At 73.2% G+C, this 12,521-nt stretch carries 11 protein-coding genes; 2 read left to right on the top strand and 9 right to left on the bottom strand.

The genetic code is table 11. The annotated features are described in order from the left end of the window. Positions 1–930, bottom strand: a complete 930-nt coding sequence (locus OG730_RS23720) for an alpha/beta fold hydrolase (protein ID WP_327306122.1) — start codon at positions 928–930, stop codon at positions 1–3. A 416-nt stretch (positions 931–1,346) separates the two neighbouring features. Next, positions 1,347–2,039: an iron-dependent transcriptional repressor DtxR gene (locus tag OG730_RS23715; RefSeq protein WP_327306121.1), complete on the bottom strand. Its 693-nt coding sequence runs from the start codon at positions 2,037–2,039 to the stop codon at positions 1,347–1,349. A 268-nt stretch (positions 2,040–2,307) separates the two neighbouring features. Between OG730_RS23715 and OG730_RS23710 the strand changes: the two genes are divergently transcribed. Next, a complete protein-coding gene (locus tag OG730_RS23710) occupies positions 2,308–3,063 on the top strand; it encodes an SIS domain-containing protein (RefSeq protein WP_327306120.1) in 756 nt (251 codons plus the stop codon). Between the two features lie 48 nt (positions 3,064–3,111). Here the strand turns inward: OG730_RS23710 and OG730_RS23705 are convergent, their stop codons facing one another. The 3 genes from OG730_RS23705 to pdxH form a co-directional block, all read right to left on the bottom strand. After that, entirely contained in the window at positions 3,112–4,446 is a 1,335-nt protein-coding gene (locus tag OG730_RS23705) for a PAS domain-containing protein (RefSeq protein ID WP_327306119.1), read from the bottom strand. An 85-nt stretch (positions 4,447–4,531) separates the two neighbouring features. After that, positions 4,532–5,041, bottom strand: a complete 510-nt coding sequence (locus tag OG730_RS23700) for a PH domain-containing protein (protein ID WP_327306118.1) — start codon at positions 5,039–5,041, stop codon at positions 4,532–4,534. A 597-nt stretch (positions 5,042–5,638) separates the two neighbouring features. Further along, positions 5,639–6,262: a pyridoxamine 5'-phosphate oxidase gene (pdxH, locus tag OG730_RS23695; RefSeq protein ID WP_327309384.1), complete on the bottom strand. Its 624-nt coding sequence runs from the start codon at positions 6,260–6,262 to the stop codon at positions 5,639–5,641. Positions 6,263–6,499: 237 nt separating this feature from the next. Between pdxH and OG730_RS23690 the strand changes: the two genes are divergently transcribed. After that, on the top strand, positions 6,500–7,606 hold the full coding sequence (locus OG730_RS23690) for a citrate synthase 2 (protein ID WP_327306117.1): 1,107 nt from the start codon (positions 6,500–6,502) through the stop codon (positions 7,604–7,606). A gap of 90 nt (positions 7,607–7,696) precedes the next feature. Here the strand turns inward: OG730_RS23690 and OG730_RS23685 are convergent, their stop codons facing one another. The 4 genes from OG730_RS23685 to OG730_RS23670 form a co-directional block, all read right to left on the bottom strand. Then, positions 7,697–8,299: a TetR/AcrR family transcriptional regulator gene (locus tag OG730_RS23685; RefSeq protein ID WP_327306116.1), complete on the bottom strand. Its 603-nt coding sequence runs from the start codon at positions 8,297–8,299 to the stop codon at positions 7,697–7,699. After that, positions 8,287–9,042, bottom strand: a complete 756-nt coding sequence (locus tag OG730_RS23680) for an enoyl-CoA hydratase family protein (protein WP_327306115.1) — start codon at positions 9,040–9,042, stop codon at positions 8,287–8,289. The genes OG730_RS23685 and OG730_RS23680 overlap by 13 nt, the downstream gene beginning before the upstream one ends. Positions 9,043–9,378: 336 nt before the next feature. After that, positions 9,379–10,569 (bottom strand): acyl-CoA dehydrogenase family protein, encoded by a 1,191-nt coding sequence (locus OG730_RS23675; protein WP_327306114.1) that lies wholly within the window; start codon positions 10,567–10,569, stop codon positions 9,379–9,381. Next, complete coding sequence (locus OG730_RS23670; RefSeq protein ID WP_327306113.1) at positions 10,566–12,518, bottom strand: ATP-binding protein; 1,953 nt, start codon at positions 12,516–12,518, stop codon at positions 10,566–10,568. Before OG730_RS23670 ends, OG730_RS23675 begins: the two co-directional genes overlap by 4 nt. Between the last annotated feature and the right edge of the window lie 3 nt (positions 12,519–12,521).

The following is a 12,521-nucleotide window of genomic DNA, read 5'->3' as shown; positions in this document are numbered from 1 at the left end:
TCATGCCGGTGCCTTGACGCCCTCCAGGAACGGCTCCACCGCCGCGCGCCAGGCCGCCGGGTGGTCGTAGTGGAGGTAGTGGCCGGCGTCCGGGATCTCCGCGTACTGTCCGGCCGGCAGGACGCGGACCATTTCCTGGGCCTCCGCCCGGCCCAGTTCGCCGTCCAGGCCGCGGACGACCAGCGTCGGGCAGCGGACCTGGGCGAGCTCCTCCCAGTGCGCGTCGTGCACCCACGTCTCCCGCGCGCTCAGCATCTGGCGGCGCGAGAACAGCGGCCGCCAGCCGTCGTCGGCCTCGTGCATGACCTCCGCGAAGAACTCGCCCCGGCCGGGGTCCGGGCGCTCGACCCGCGGGTCGTCCTCGCCGAACCAGCGCCGCGCGGCGTCCTGGGTGGGGAACGGCAGCGGCCAGTGGCGGAACCATTCCTCCCATTCCTGCTGCGAGGCCTCCCCGAGCGCGGACGCCCGCATGTCGCAGATGACCAGGGCCGCCACGAGGTCGGGGCGGCGGGCCGCCAGCTGCCAGGCGGTGAGGGCGCCCATGGAATGGCCGATCAGCGTCACCGGCGCGAGGCCGAGCTGCTCGACGGCCGCTTCGGCGTCGGCCACGAAGGCCTCCCGGCCGTAGGCGACGGAGCCGGCGGGGCCGGAGGTCGGGGGGCGCTCGCTCTGCCCGTGGCCGCGCTGGTCGAGAGCCACGACGCGGCGGCTCGCGCCGAGCCAGCGTGCGGTGCCCGCCCAGTGGAAGGCGCGGCCCATCAAGCCGTGCAGTAAGAGGGCCGCGGGCTCGCCCGACGGCGCAAGCGGCGGCGACGGCGACCGCGACGGATCCGTCTCGGGCTCAGGCCCACGCTCCGCCGTCGCTCCGCGGAATTCCCAGGCCGCCAGGCGTACGCCGTCGGCCCCCGTCACATCGAGGCGTCGTACCACCGCAGATGCACCCCCTTCGCTCCCGGCCACAGTATCGAACCCGTATTCGAAAACGGGGTTCTCGCCGCCAACACCGCTCTTTCGAGTGACCTTGCTCAAGGATTGACCGCCGCTGCCGATGGAGATCCTTTCAACAGGGAGGCGGACCGCTCGGGGAAGACGGTCCGAAGGGATGACCTTGAGAGCTCGGGGCTCCAGGTCAAGCAGGGGAGGACCGGTCCCGGCGCCGTAAGGCGCCGGGACCATCCATACAGATCCGCACCGGTCCACGCCGGCCGACACCAGCCGGATTCGCTCGCACTGGCGACCAGATCGAACGCCCGTGCGTCAGCCTGTCGAAGACAACACCGCTATCGAAGACCACACGGCTGCCGAAGACCAGACAGCCGTCGAAGACCCCCCAACCCCTCCGTCCGTCAGCGCTTCGCCACGAACACGTGGGAGGCGACGTCCGCCTCCAGCTCCGCGGCCTCGCCCCCACTGCCGACCAGCACACCGCCGGGCGACTCGGTCACGCTGACCACCGAGCCGGGCTGCACGCCCGCCCGCCGCAACGTGTACATCAGCTGCGCGTCCGTCTGGATCGGCTCGCCGATCCGGCGGATCACCACGGTCTTGCCTTCGGCGCCCGGGTCCAGCTCCGCCAGGCTGACCATGCCCTCCTCCAGGAAGGGATCGGCCTCCGCCTTCTCGCCCAGTTCCTCGAGCCCCGGGATCGGGTTCCCGTACGGCGACTCGGTCGGGTGACGCAGCAGCTCCAGCACCCGCCGCTCCACCGCCTCGCTCATCACGTGCTCCCAGCGGCAGGCCTCGGCGTGCACCTGCTCCCACTCCAGGCCGATGACGTCGACGAGCAGGCACTCCGCGAGACGGTGCTTGCGCATCACCCGCGTCGCGAGCTTGCGACCCTCGTCCGTCAGCTCCAGGTGCCGGTCGCTGGCTACCGCCACCAGGCCGTCGCGCTCCATCCGCGCCACCGTCTGACTCACCGTCGGGCCGCTCTGGTCGAGCCGCTCGGCGATGCGGGCGCGCATGGGGACCACACCTTCCTCTTCCAGTTCGAGGATGGTGCGGAGGTACATCTCCGTGGTATCGATCAGTCCGGACATTCGTGCCCCTCGGATTGCGTGCGCTGGCCCTGCCCCCAATTCTGACGCATCGCGCCGACAACCGTCCCGTGCTGGACGTCAAGGGCTGTTCCGGACTGCCCCCAAACGCCTCCCCGGACCCCCCGGCCGCCTCTCATTACGCCCCCCACCGGGCCTTTCGCCCCTTGGATTGACGTTCGTATTGACACGCCCTTGGTCCAGACCGCACGGTGAGCGGCGGACACGGACGACAACCTCACCCACTCCCACCCCGGAAGGCCATCGGCGTATGAGCGAGAGCAAGCTGGCCGGTCAGTTCTTCGACGCCGCGATCGGCCTGCTGGAGCGGGTACGGGACGAGGAGTCCGCCCGCATCAACGAGGCAGGCACCGTCATCGCGGACGCCGTGGCCGCCGGGAACAAGCTCTTCGCCTTCGGCGCCGGGCACTCCTCGCTCCCGGCCCAGGACGTGGTCTACCGGGCCGGCGGACTCGCCCTGATGAACTTCCTCGCCGTTCCCGGCACCGCCGGCATCGACGTCATGCCCGCCACCCTCGGCAGCGCCCTGGAGCGCGTCGACGGCCTCGCCGGAGCGGTCCTGGACAGCAGCCCGGCCAGTGACGGCGACGTCCTCGTGATCATCTCCCTCTCCGGGCGCAACGCCCTGCCGGTCGAGATGGCCATGAACGCACGCGCGATCGGTCTCAAGGTCATCGGCGTCACCTCGGTGGCCTACGCGACCGACACCAAATCCCGCCACGTCTCCGGCACCTTCCTCAAGGACCACTGCGACATCGTCCTCGACAGCAAGATCGCGGTCGGCGACGCCGAGCTCACCCACGAGGGCATCGAAGCCCCCTTCGCCCCCGCCTCCACCGTCGTGACCAGCGCGATCATGCAGGCGGTCATGGCCGCCGCGGCCGGCGAGCTCGTCGCCCGCGGGGTCGAGCCGCCGCTGCTGCGCTCGGGCAACGTGGACGGCGGCCACGAGTGGAACGGCCGCGTGATGCAGGAGTACGGCGACCGCATCTTCTTCCGCCACTAGGCCGTCTCTTTCGGTCCTTGCCGGGCCCGCGACGCCTGGCCCCACGCCTTAGGCCTTGCGCGGACTCCGCCCCGCCAGGTCCAGGTCCGCGGCGACGCGGGCCGCCACCTCCTCCGCGTACGCCGCGTCCGCGCGCTCGAAGGCGGGTCTCGACGGGCCCCGCAGGAACGTCAGCGTCCCCAGGTTCCGGCCCCTGCTGCGCAGGACCGTGCACAGGGCGTGCGCCGCGTCCTCGGGCCAGCGCCGGGCGCCCGCCCACGCCGCGTCGGCCTGCCCGCGCGGCGCGCCGGCCCGCACCGACCCGGCCCGGTCCAGCGCCTGGAGCGCCGGGTGGCCCGCCTCGTAGCGCACGGGGATCGCCCCGGGCTCGGGCAGCCCCGGCAAGCTGCCCGGCGGGAACGCCGCCCAGCGCAGCAGCCGTACGCGCTCCCGCGGCGAGCCGTCCAGTACGTCCAGTACGTCCACCAGCGCGTGCTCGGCGAAGCCCGCCAGGGCGAACTCCAGCCGGACCGCCGCCGCCTCCGCCGGGTCCTCGCACTCGGCGGCGGCCCGCCCGGCCCGGTACAGCTGATGGGACCGGAACCGCAGCTGAGCGGTGTCCAGCTGTGCCTGCCGGGCCTCGGTGACGTCCTGGAACAGCAGCGCCACCCCGAGCGGTACGGGTTCCTCCGCGAGCGGCGACGCCAGGCGCAGGAACCCGCACCGCCAGCACCGCCGCCGCACGCCCTCGGGGCCCCGTACGGACACCCACAGCTCCAGCGGCGCCGGGGGCGCGCCTTCGGCCAGTACGTGCTGCAGGGCCCCCTCCAGCTCCTCCACCCCCTGCGCGAGCAGCTCGCCCAGCGGCCGCCCGAGCAGCACGGTGCGGCCGGAGCCGAAGGCGCGGGCGGCGTGCACGTTGACCACGGCCGGGCGCAGGTCCACGTCGACGAGCACGACCCCCCAGGAGGCGTCCTCCATGAGGGCCTCGCTCAAGGCGATGGAACGCTCGAGGTCGATCTGCGCGTGCACCTCGCTGAAGGCGCAGTACACCCCGGCCGGCTTCCCGTCGGCGCCCGGCACCCCCGCGGACTGGGTCCGCACGAGCACCCGCCCGCCGTCCTTGGTCAGCAGGGCGAACTCGTGCACCTGCCGCCCCGGCACCTCCTGCGCGGCCATGAGCCTGTCGTGCACGTCCTGCGCGTCGGCGGCCCGTACGGCCCACCCCGCGAACCCCTTGCGCCCCACGGCCTCGATCGCCGACCACCCCAGGATCCGCTCGGCCTCACGGTTCCAGTGGGTGATCACGCCGTCGGCGTCGAACGCGCACAAGGCCGCGTCCATCCCGTCCAGCAGCGCTGCGAGCAGATCGTCGGCGGTCTCTCCACGCCCGAAAGCACTCACCTGGCACCCCCTGCAGGTGTTCACATGTGCGGCACGTCACAGCATTCAACTCGAACGTGACGCAGCCCACACCCACTTCCCGCAATCATCCCGGTATGTCCGGGACCTGCGGCGCCCGGTCAGCCGAAGAACCCCGCGCAGAGCACGATGACGGAGACGACCAGGACGGCGCCCCCAAGGAACGTTCCCACCGGGCGCCCGCCCACCGGCGCTCCCGGCGCGCGGCGTCCCGGGCGATGCGGGACTCAGCCTGGGGGTCCAGCCGCCACTGCGGCCCGCGGAGCTCCGTCCACACCATCCGAATCCGGGTCGCTTCCCGGCGCACTGCCGGCTGCTCCCGGTCGTCGAGGCACGGCAGCACCAACCGCTTGCCGTCGGCGCGGTAGGCGTACGCCTGGACCGTGAGCCCGCCCAACCTGGCCGCCTGCCCGTCCAGGACCTCGGCCCGGATGTCGTACAGCTCCGCCCACCGCAGCCGCCGCACCCGCAGGAAGTTCCGTACGGCGATCCCCCGCTCGTCGAGAACGGTGAACCGGCGCGGCCGGGCGTACGCGACGAACACGATGAACAGGCCCGTCAGAACCGGCAGCGCCACCCTCCACCAGAGCGGCAGGCGGTCGGCGGCGGCCGACTGGTAGCACCCCCAGACCCAGACGATCCCCGTCCACAGATACGCCCCCGATCCCGATCCCGCCCTGGTCGGCCACGCGCGAAGATCCTGAACGGTTACGCCACCGGCGACCTCGTGCGCGCCGTGGTTCCCCGGGGGAAGTGGGTCGGTACCTGGGTGGGCCGGATCGCGGTCCGGACGAGTGGCCAGCATCGAATCGCCACGCTGACCTGCCGGTTTGATGTCTCCCACCGGAATGTGGCGCTGCTCCGGAGAGCGGACGGATACAGCTACGGATTCGCCCCCGAAATTCGGTTGAGCGCGCTCCGCGGCGGTGCCTACAGTGGCGGTACACGGAGAGGAGGTGGTTGCCGCAATGTACGGAAACCGGACGCGTGAGGTGGCTGCGGGCTAAAGCGCCCGTTGTCGCACGCACCCAGTGCGGTGCCCGGCGGAGTCGCCGGCGCCAATCCCAAGCAGTCACCCGACCCGCGAGCTCGCCGGTACGTCCGGCCGGCTTCCCCCACTGCAGGGGGGAAACCCGAGCTCGCGGGTCGCCTGCGTTTTCAGCCCCCTACGGGGTCACGGGCAGAGGCGTTCCACGCGCCAGGTGCCGGCCTCCAGGACGTAGCGGAGGCGGTCGTGGAGGCGGTTCTCGTGGCCCTGCCAGAATTCCACCGCGTCGGGGACCACGCGGATGCCGCCCCACTGCGGGGGAACGGGAACCTGCTCGCCCTCCGGGTAGCGGGCCTCCAGCTCCGCGTAGCGGCGGTCCAGCTCCTCGCGGGAGGCGATCACCGTGGACTGTTCGCTGGCCCAGGCGCCCAGCTGGGAGCCGTGGGGGCGGGAGCGGAAGTACGCGGCCGTCTCGTCGCGGCCGATGCGCGAGGCCGTGCCGGTGACGATGACCTGGCGGGCGATCGGGTGCCAGGGGAAGAGCAGGGAGACAAAGGGGTTGGCGGCCAGTTCGCGCCCCTTGCGGGAGTCGTAGTTCGTGAAGAAGACGAAGCCGCGGTCGTCGAACCGCTTCAACAGGACCGTGCGCGAGCTGGGCCGGCCGTCGGGGGTTGCGCTCGCGACGACCATCGCGTTGGGTTCGAAGACGTTCGCCTCCGCGGCGTCCCGGAACCAGCGCGCGAACTGGCCCATCGGGTCGTCGGCGAGGCTCTCCTCGGCGACGAGCTGGGAGCGGTACTGCTTGCGCATGTCGGCAGGATCAAGGTGCTCATCGGTCACGCGGCCATCCTGCCGCAGCGGGGCGTCCGCGACTGTGCCGTATGTCACGCTTCCCCGCGCCAAGCGGAACGGACAAAATCTTGGGGCCGGTCCGACGGTCCCGAACGGATGACCATCGGCCGTGCCGGGCATCAACGGGGATGACCGCGCCGGACCGCGAATCACGCCGGGAGCCGCGCGTGTTCGCACTATTTGAGGAGCCGCCTGATGTCCGACTTCGTACCCGGTCTCGAGGGAGTCGTCGCGTTCGAAACGGAGATCGCCGAACCCGACAAGGAGGGTGGGTCGCTGCGCTACCGGGGCGTAGACATCGAAGACCTCGTGGGCCACGTCTCCTTCGGGAACGTATGGGGCCTGCTGGTCGACGGTGCCTTCAACCCCGGCCTGCCGGCCGCCGAGCCCTTCCCGATCCCGGTGCACTCCGGTGACATCCGGGTCGACGTGCAGTCCGCGCTCGCGATGCTCGCCCCCGTGTGGGGTCTGAAACCGCTGCTTGATATTGATGAGCAGACCGCTCGTGACGATCTGGCGCGGGCCGCCGTGATGGCGCTGTCGTACGTCGCCCAGTCCGCGCGCGGCCAGGGACGGCCGATGGTCCCGCAGAGCGAGATCGACAAGGCCGAGTCCGTGGTCGAGCGGTTCATGATCCGCTGGCGCGGCGAGCCCGACCCGCGCCACGTCAAGGCCGTCGACGCCTACTGGACCTCGGCCGCCGAGCACGGCATGAACGCCTCGACCTTCACCGCGCGCGTCATCGCCTCGACGGGTGCCGATGTCGCGGCCGCGCTGTCCGGGGCGGTGGGCGCCATGTCCGGCCCGCTGCACGGCGGGGCGCCCTCGCGCGTCCTCGGCATGATCGAGGAGATCGAGCGCACCGGCGACGCCGTGGCGTACGTGAAGAAGGCCCTGGACAAGGGCGAGCGGCTGATGGGCTTCGGCCACCGCGTCTACCGCGCCGAGGACCCGCGCGCCCGCGTGCTGCGGCGTACGGCCAAGGAGCTGGACGCCCCTCGCTACGAGGTGGCCGCCGCGCTGGAGAAGGCCGCCCTGGAGGAGCTGCACGCACGCCGTCCCGACCGGGTGCTCGCGACGAACGTGGAGTTCTGGGCCGCGATCATGCTGGACTTCGCGGAGGTCCCGGCGCACATGTTCACCTCGATGTTCACGTGTGCCCGTACCGCCGGCTGGTCCGCGCACATCCTGGAGCAGAAGCGCACGGGCCGCCTGGTCCGCCCCTCGGCCCGCTACACCGGGCCGGGCGTGCGCAACCCGCGCGAGATCGCGGGCTTCGAGGACATCGCCTCCACCGCCTGATCGCATCGGCCGCCGGCTGCCCCCGCACAGGGCCGCCGCCGTGACGAAGGGCGCCGCATCCCCTCGGGGTGCGGCGCCCTTCGCGTGCCGTCAGCCCAGTTCGGAGTCGAGGATGCGGGCCCACTGGGCGACCACCCGCGCGCGGCGGGCGGTGTCGTCGGTGAGGACGTTGGCCAGGCCCAGGCCGCGGGCCATGTCGAGCAGGCCCTGCACGGTCTCCCGTACGCCGGGTACGGACTCGTCCGCGCCCAGCAGTTTCACGGCCATGCGGTGGGTCTCGCGGCCCACGCGGGCCTCCAGCTCGACCACGCGGGGCCGCAGCTGCTCCTCGTGGGAGGCCGCGACCCACAGCTGGAGCGCCGCGCGGAACATCGGGCCGGTGTACAGGTCGATGAGCGCCCCGACCACATCGGCGCGGGCCGCGGCGGCGCCGCCCTGCGGGAACAGGTCCAGCAGGGCGGTGGAGCGCACCTCGGCGATGTACTCGACGGCCGCCGTGAACAGCTCCTCGCGGGTGCGGAAGTGGTGCTGGGCCGCTCCGCGCGAGACGCCCGCGCGCTCCGCGACCACGGCGACGGTGGAGCCGGCCCAGCCCTGTTCGGCGAGGCAGGAGACGGCAGCCTCCAGGAGGTGGCGGCGGGTCACGCGGCTGCGGGCCTGCTTGGGCCCGCTCTCCGTGGTCACCGCAGCCACGACGGCTCCCGTCGCTCGAAGCGGGCGCTGATGCCCTCGCGGGCCTCGGCGGAGGCGAAGTGCCGGGCCGACAGCTCGGCGAGGGCGGCGCCGTCCCGCTCCAGGGCGGCCCGTACCGGGGCGGTGACCAGCCGTTTCGTCGCGGCCAGGGCCTCGGGGCCGGCCTTGAGGAGGCCGTCCAGGACGGGGGCCAGCACCTTGTCGAGGCCCTCGGCGTCGGTGGCGTCCGTGCCGTGGAGGGTGAGCAGGCCGATGCGGGTGGCTTCGGCGGAGTCGAAGACCTCGGCGGTCAGCAGGTACCGGGCGGCGGCGCGGGGGTCCAGGCGCGGGAGCAGGGGCGCGGAGATCACGGCCGGGACGACACCGAGGTGCGTCTCCGTGAAGGCGTACGTGGACGCCGGCCCGGCGGCGGCGATGTCGCAGACGCCGAGCAGGCCGAGGCCGCCCGCGCGGACGTGGCCGGTGACGCGGGCGACGACCGGCACGGGGAGCTCCGCGATCTCCCGGAGCAGCGCCAGGAAGTCCGCCGGGTCGCAGGGGGACTTGAGGTCGGCGCCGGCGCAGAAGGTGGTGCCGGTGTGGGTGAGGACGACGGCCCGGGTGGACCCGTCCGCCGCCGCGGTGGCGAGGGCCGTGCGGAGTTCCTGGACCAGGGGGGCGGAGAGGGCGTTGCGGTTGGCCGGGGAGTCGAGGGTGAGGGTGGTGAGGCCGGGCGTTCGCGCGGCGTGGACCAGTGGGGGCATGTCTCCTCCGGAGGGGGTGGTCGGCTCGGTCGGGATCCCCTCCGGGGAGGGTATGCGGGCCGCCTGCGGCGGGCTCGGCTGGGCTGGCTCGGGCCCCGCGGGGCGAAGCCCCCCGCAGCTCCCCTTGCCGCTGCGCGGGGCCGCACCCTCCGCCGGAGCCCGGCTGTGCGCGTGCCGCTGCGCGGGGCGGAGTTCCCCTACCCGCCCACCGGCCCCGTGCCGGGACGGCGGTGGCGTGCACCCCGCCCGGCCACCGCCGGACGGAGTCCGGCGCAGCGGGGCGAAGCCGGTAAGGCCCGCCAGGGCCGCACCGCGCGAGCGGCGCGTCAAAAGGGGCTAGTAGGACTTGGGGAGGCCCAGGGTTTGGTGGGAGATGAAGTTGAGGATCATCTCGCGGCTGACCGGAGCTATTCGGGCCACCCGGGAGGCGACGATGAGGGCCGCGAGGCCGTACTCGCGGGTGAGGCCGTTGCCGCCCAGGGTGTGGACGGACTGGTCCACCGCCCGGACGCACGCCTCCCCCGCCGCGTACTTCGCCATGTTCGCGGCCTCCCCCGCGGCCATGTCCTCCCCGGCGTCGTACAGGTGGGCCGCCTTCTGCATCATCAGGCGGGCCAGTTCGAGGTCGATGTGGGCGGCCGCCAGGGGGTGTGCGATGGCCTGGTGGGCGCCGATGGGGGCCTTCCAGACCTGGCGGGTCTTCGCGTAGTCGACGGCCCGGGCGAGGGCGTAGCGGCCCATGCCGATCGCGAAGGCGGCGGTCATCACGCGCTCGGGGTTGAGGCCCGCGAAGAGCTGGAGCAGGCCCGCGTCCTCGTCGCCGACCAGCGCGGAGGAGGGGAGGCGCACGTCGTCCAGGACCAGCTCGAACTGCTTCTCCGCCGCCTGGAGTTCCATGTCGATGGGGGTGTACCTGAAACCGGGTGCCTCGCGGGGCACGATGAACAGGCAGGGCTTGAGGCTGCCCGTCCTGGCGTCTTCCGTGCGGCCCACGATGAGGGTGGCGTCGGCGATGTCCACGCCGGAGATGAAGACCTTGCGGCCGGTGAGGAGCCAGTCGTCGCCGTCACGGCGGGCGGTGGTGGTGATGCGGTGGGAGTTGGAGCCGGCGTCGGGTTCGGTGATGCCGAAGGCCATGGTCCGGGTGCCGTCGGCGAGGCCGGGGAGCCAGGCCCGCTTCTGGTCCTCGGTGCCGAAGCGGGCGATGACCGTGCCGCAGATGGCGGGCGAGACGACCATCATGAGGAGCGGGCAGCCGGCGGCGCCGAGTTCCTCGAGCACGATGGAGAGTTCGGCGATGCCGCCGCCTCCGCCGCCGTACTCCTCGGGGAGGTTGACTCCGAGATAGCCCAGTTTCGCGGCGTCCGCCCACAGTTCGTCGGGGTGGCCGCCCTCCCGGGCGATGCGTGCGAGGTACTCGCGCCCGTACTTGCGGCCGAGGGCGGCGACCGCCGCGCGCAGGGCCCGGTGTTCTTCAGTTTCGAGAGTCGTGGTGCCGAGCGTCGTGGTGCCTTGGGTGGAGCTCATGCTTCCTCCTGGACTACGGCGAGCAGGGCGCCGAATTCGACCTGTTGGCCGGTGACGGCGTGGAGCGCGGTGAGCGTGCCGGAGGCGGGCGCGAGGATGCGGTGCTCCATCTTCATGGCCTCCAGCCAGAGCAGGGGCTGCCCGGCGGTGACGGGGCTGCCGGGGGCGAGGCCCTCGGCGACCCGGACCACGGTGCCGGGCATGGGGGCGAGCAGGGAGCCCGGTTCGGTGCGGTCCTGGGGGTCCTCGAAGCGGGGGACCGGGGTCAGGGCGCGGGAGCCGAGCACGGAGTCCACGTAGGTCGTGTTCGATTTTTGTTTCACGTGGAACAGCCGCCGGACACCGTCCACTTCGAGGGTCACCGCGTGCCGCGCGGCGGACAGGACCCGCACACCGGGGTGGTCGAGGAGTTCCGGGGGACCGCTGCGCGAGGGGTGGTAGCGGACCTCGTACTCGGTCCCGGCCGCCGTGTACCGGCGGCTCTGCGGCTGCGAGCGGAGGTTGCGCCAGCCGCCGAGGCGGCCGGCCAGCGGGGCGTCCGGCTCGGGGGCGGAGTCGGCGAGGGCGGCGGCGAGCGCACTGAGCACGGGGGCCCGGTCGTCCGGGGCGGCCTCGGTGAGGGCGGGCAGGTGGCGCTCGTAGAACCCGGTGTCGAGCCGGGCCGCCGCGAACTCCGGGTGCCGCAGGGAGCGTACGAGGAGCTCGCGGTTGGTGATCAGCCCGTGGATCCGGGCTCCGGCGAGGGCGTGGGCCAGGGCGCGGACCGCCTCGGCGCGGGTCGGGGCATGGGCGACGACCTTGGCCAGCATGGGGTCGTAGTGGACGGAGACGGTGTCCCCGTCGGTGAAACCAGTGTCCACGCGGACCGTGGAGGGGACGTCGAGGGTGTGCAGGACACCGGTCTGCGGACGCCAGTCGGCGGCCGGGTCCTCGGCGTAGAGGCGGGCCTCGACGGCGTGTCCGGCGGGGGTGGGGGGATCCAGGGGCAGGGCCGCGCCCTCGGCGATCCGTAGCTGAAGGGCGACGAGGTCCAGGCCGAAGACGGCTTCGGTGACCGGGTGTTCCACCTGGAGGCGGGTGTTCATCTCCAGGAAGTACGGGCGGCCGTCGGCGGTGACGAGGAACTCCACCGTGCCCGCGCCCTCGTACGAGACCGCGCGGGCGGCGGCCACGGCGGCCTCGTGGAGCGTGGTGCGCAGGGCCTCGGGGAGGCCGGGCGCGGGGGCTTCCTCGATGACCTTCTGGTGGCGCCGCTGGAGGGAGCAGTCGCGGGTGCCGAGCGCCCACACCGTGCCGTGGGAGTCGGCGAGGACCTGCACCTCGACGTGGCGGCCGCGCTCCACGTAGGGCTCGGCGAAGACCTCTCCGTCGCCGAAGGCGGACAGGGCCTCGGCGGAGGCGGCCTCGAGGGACTCCTTGAGGGAGTCGAGGTCGCGGACCACCCGCATCCCGCGGCCGCCGCCGCCCGCGGCGGCCTTGAGGAGCAGCGGGAGGTCGGCGGTGGTGGCGGCGTGCGGGTCGACGGGGTCGAGCAGCGGGACCCCGGCGGCGCGCATCAGCTCCTTGGCCCGGGTCTTGGAGGCCATGGCCTCCATGGCCGCGGGCGGCGGGCCGACCCAGGTGAGCCCGGCGGCGCGCACGGCGCGGGCGAAGTCGGCGTTCTCGGAGAGGAACCCGTAGCCGGGGTGGACGGCGTCGGCGCCCGCCGCGAGGGCGGCCGCGATGACCAGGTCGCCGCGCAGGTAGGTGTCGGCGGGGGCCGCGCCGGGCAGCCGGACGGCCGCGTCGGCCGCGCGGACGTGCAGGGCGTCGGCGTCCGGGTCGGAGTGGACGGCGACGGTGTCCAGGCCCAGGGCGCGGGCCGTGCGGAAGACGCGGACCGCGATCTCGCCGCGGTTGGCGACCAGGAGGGAGGTCAGGTTCGTGGGGCGGGGCGTGGTCAGAGTCATGTG

The sequence above is a fragment of the Streptomyces sp. NBC_01298 genome, assembly GCF_035978755.1.
In the GTDB taxonomy this organism is placed as follows: domain Bacteria; phylum Actinomycetota; class Actinomycetes; order Streptomycetales; family Streptomycetaceae; genus Streptomyces.
The sequence above is the reverse complement of the archived record's forward strand: the minus strand, read 5'-3'. Positions and strand labels throughout refer to the sequence as shown.

Coding starts and splice junctions, on each gene's coding strand:
- OG730_RS23715 (WP_327306121.1), bottom strand. CDS start 2,039: ATGTCCGGACTGATCGATACCACGGAGATGTACCTCCGCACCATCCTC.
- OG730_RS23710 (WP_327306120.1), top strand. CDS start 2,308: ATGAGCGAGAGCAAGCTGGCCGGTCAGTTCTTCGACGCCGCGATCGGC.
- pdxH (WP_327309384.1), bottom strand. CDS start 6,262: ATGCGCAAGCAGTACCGCTCCCAGCTCGTCGCCGAGGAGAGCCTCGCC.
- OG730_RS23690 (WP_327306117.1), top strand. CDS start 6,500: ATGTCCGACTTCGTACCCGGTCTCGAGGGAGTCGTCGCGTTCGAAACG.
- OG730_RS23680 (WP_327306115.1), bottom strand. CDS start 9,042: ATGCCCCCACTGGTCCACGCCGCGCGAACGCCCGGCCTCACCACCCTC.
- OG730_RS23675 (WP_327306114.1), bottom strand. CDS start 10,569: ATGAGCTCCACCCAAGGCACCACGACGCTCGGCACCACGACTCTCGAA.
- OG730_RS23670 (WP_327306113.1), bottom strand. CDS start 12,518: ATGACTCTGACCACGCCCCGCCCCACGAACCTGACCTCCCTCCTGGTC.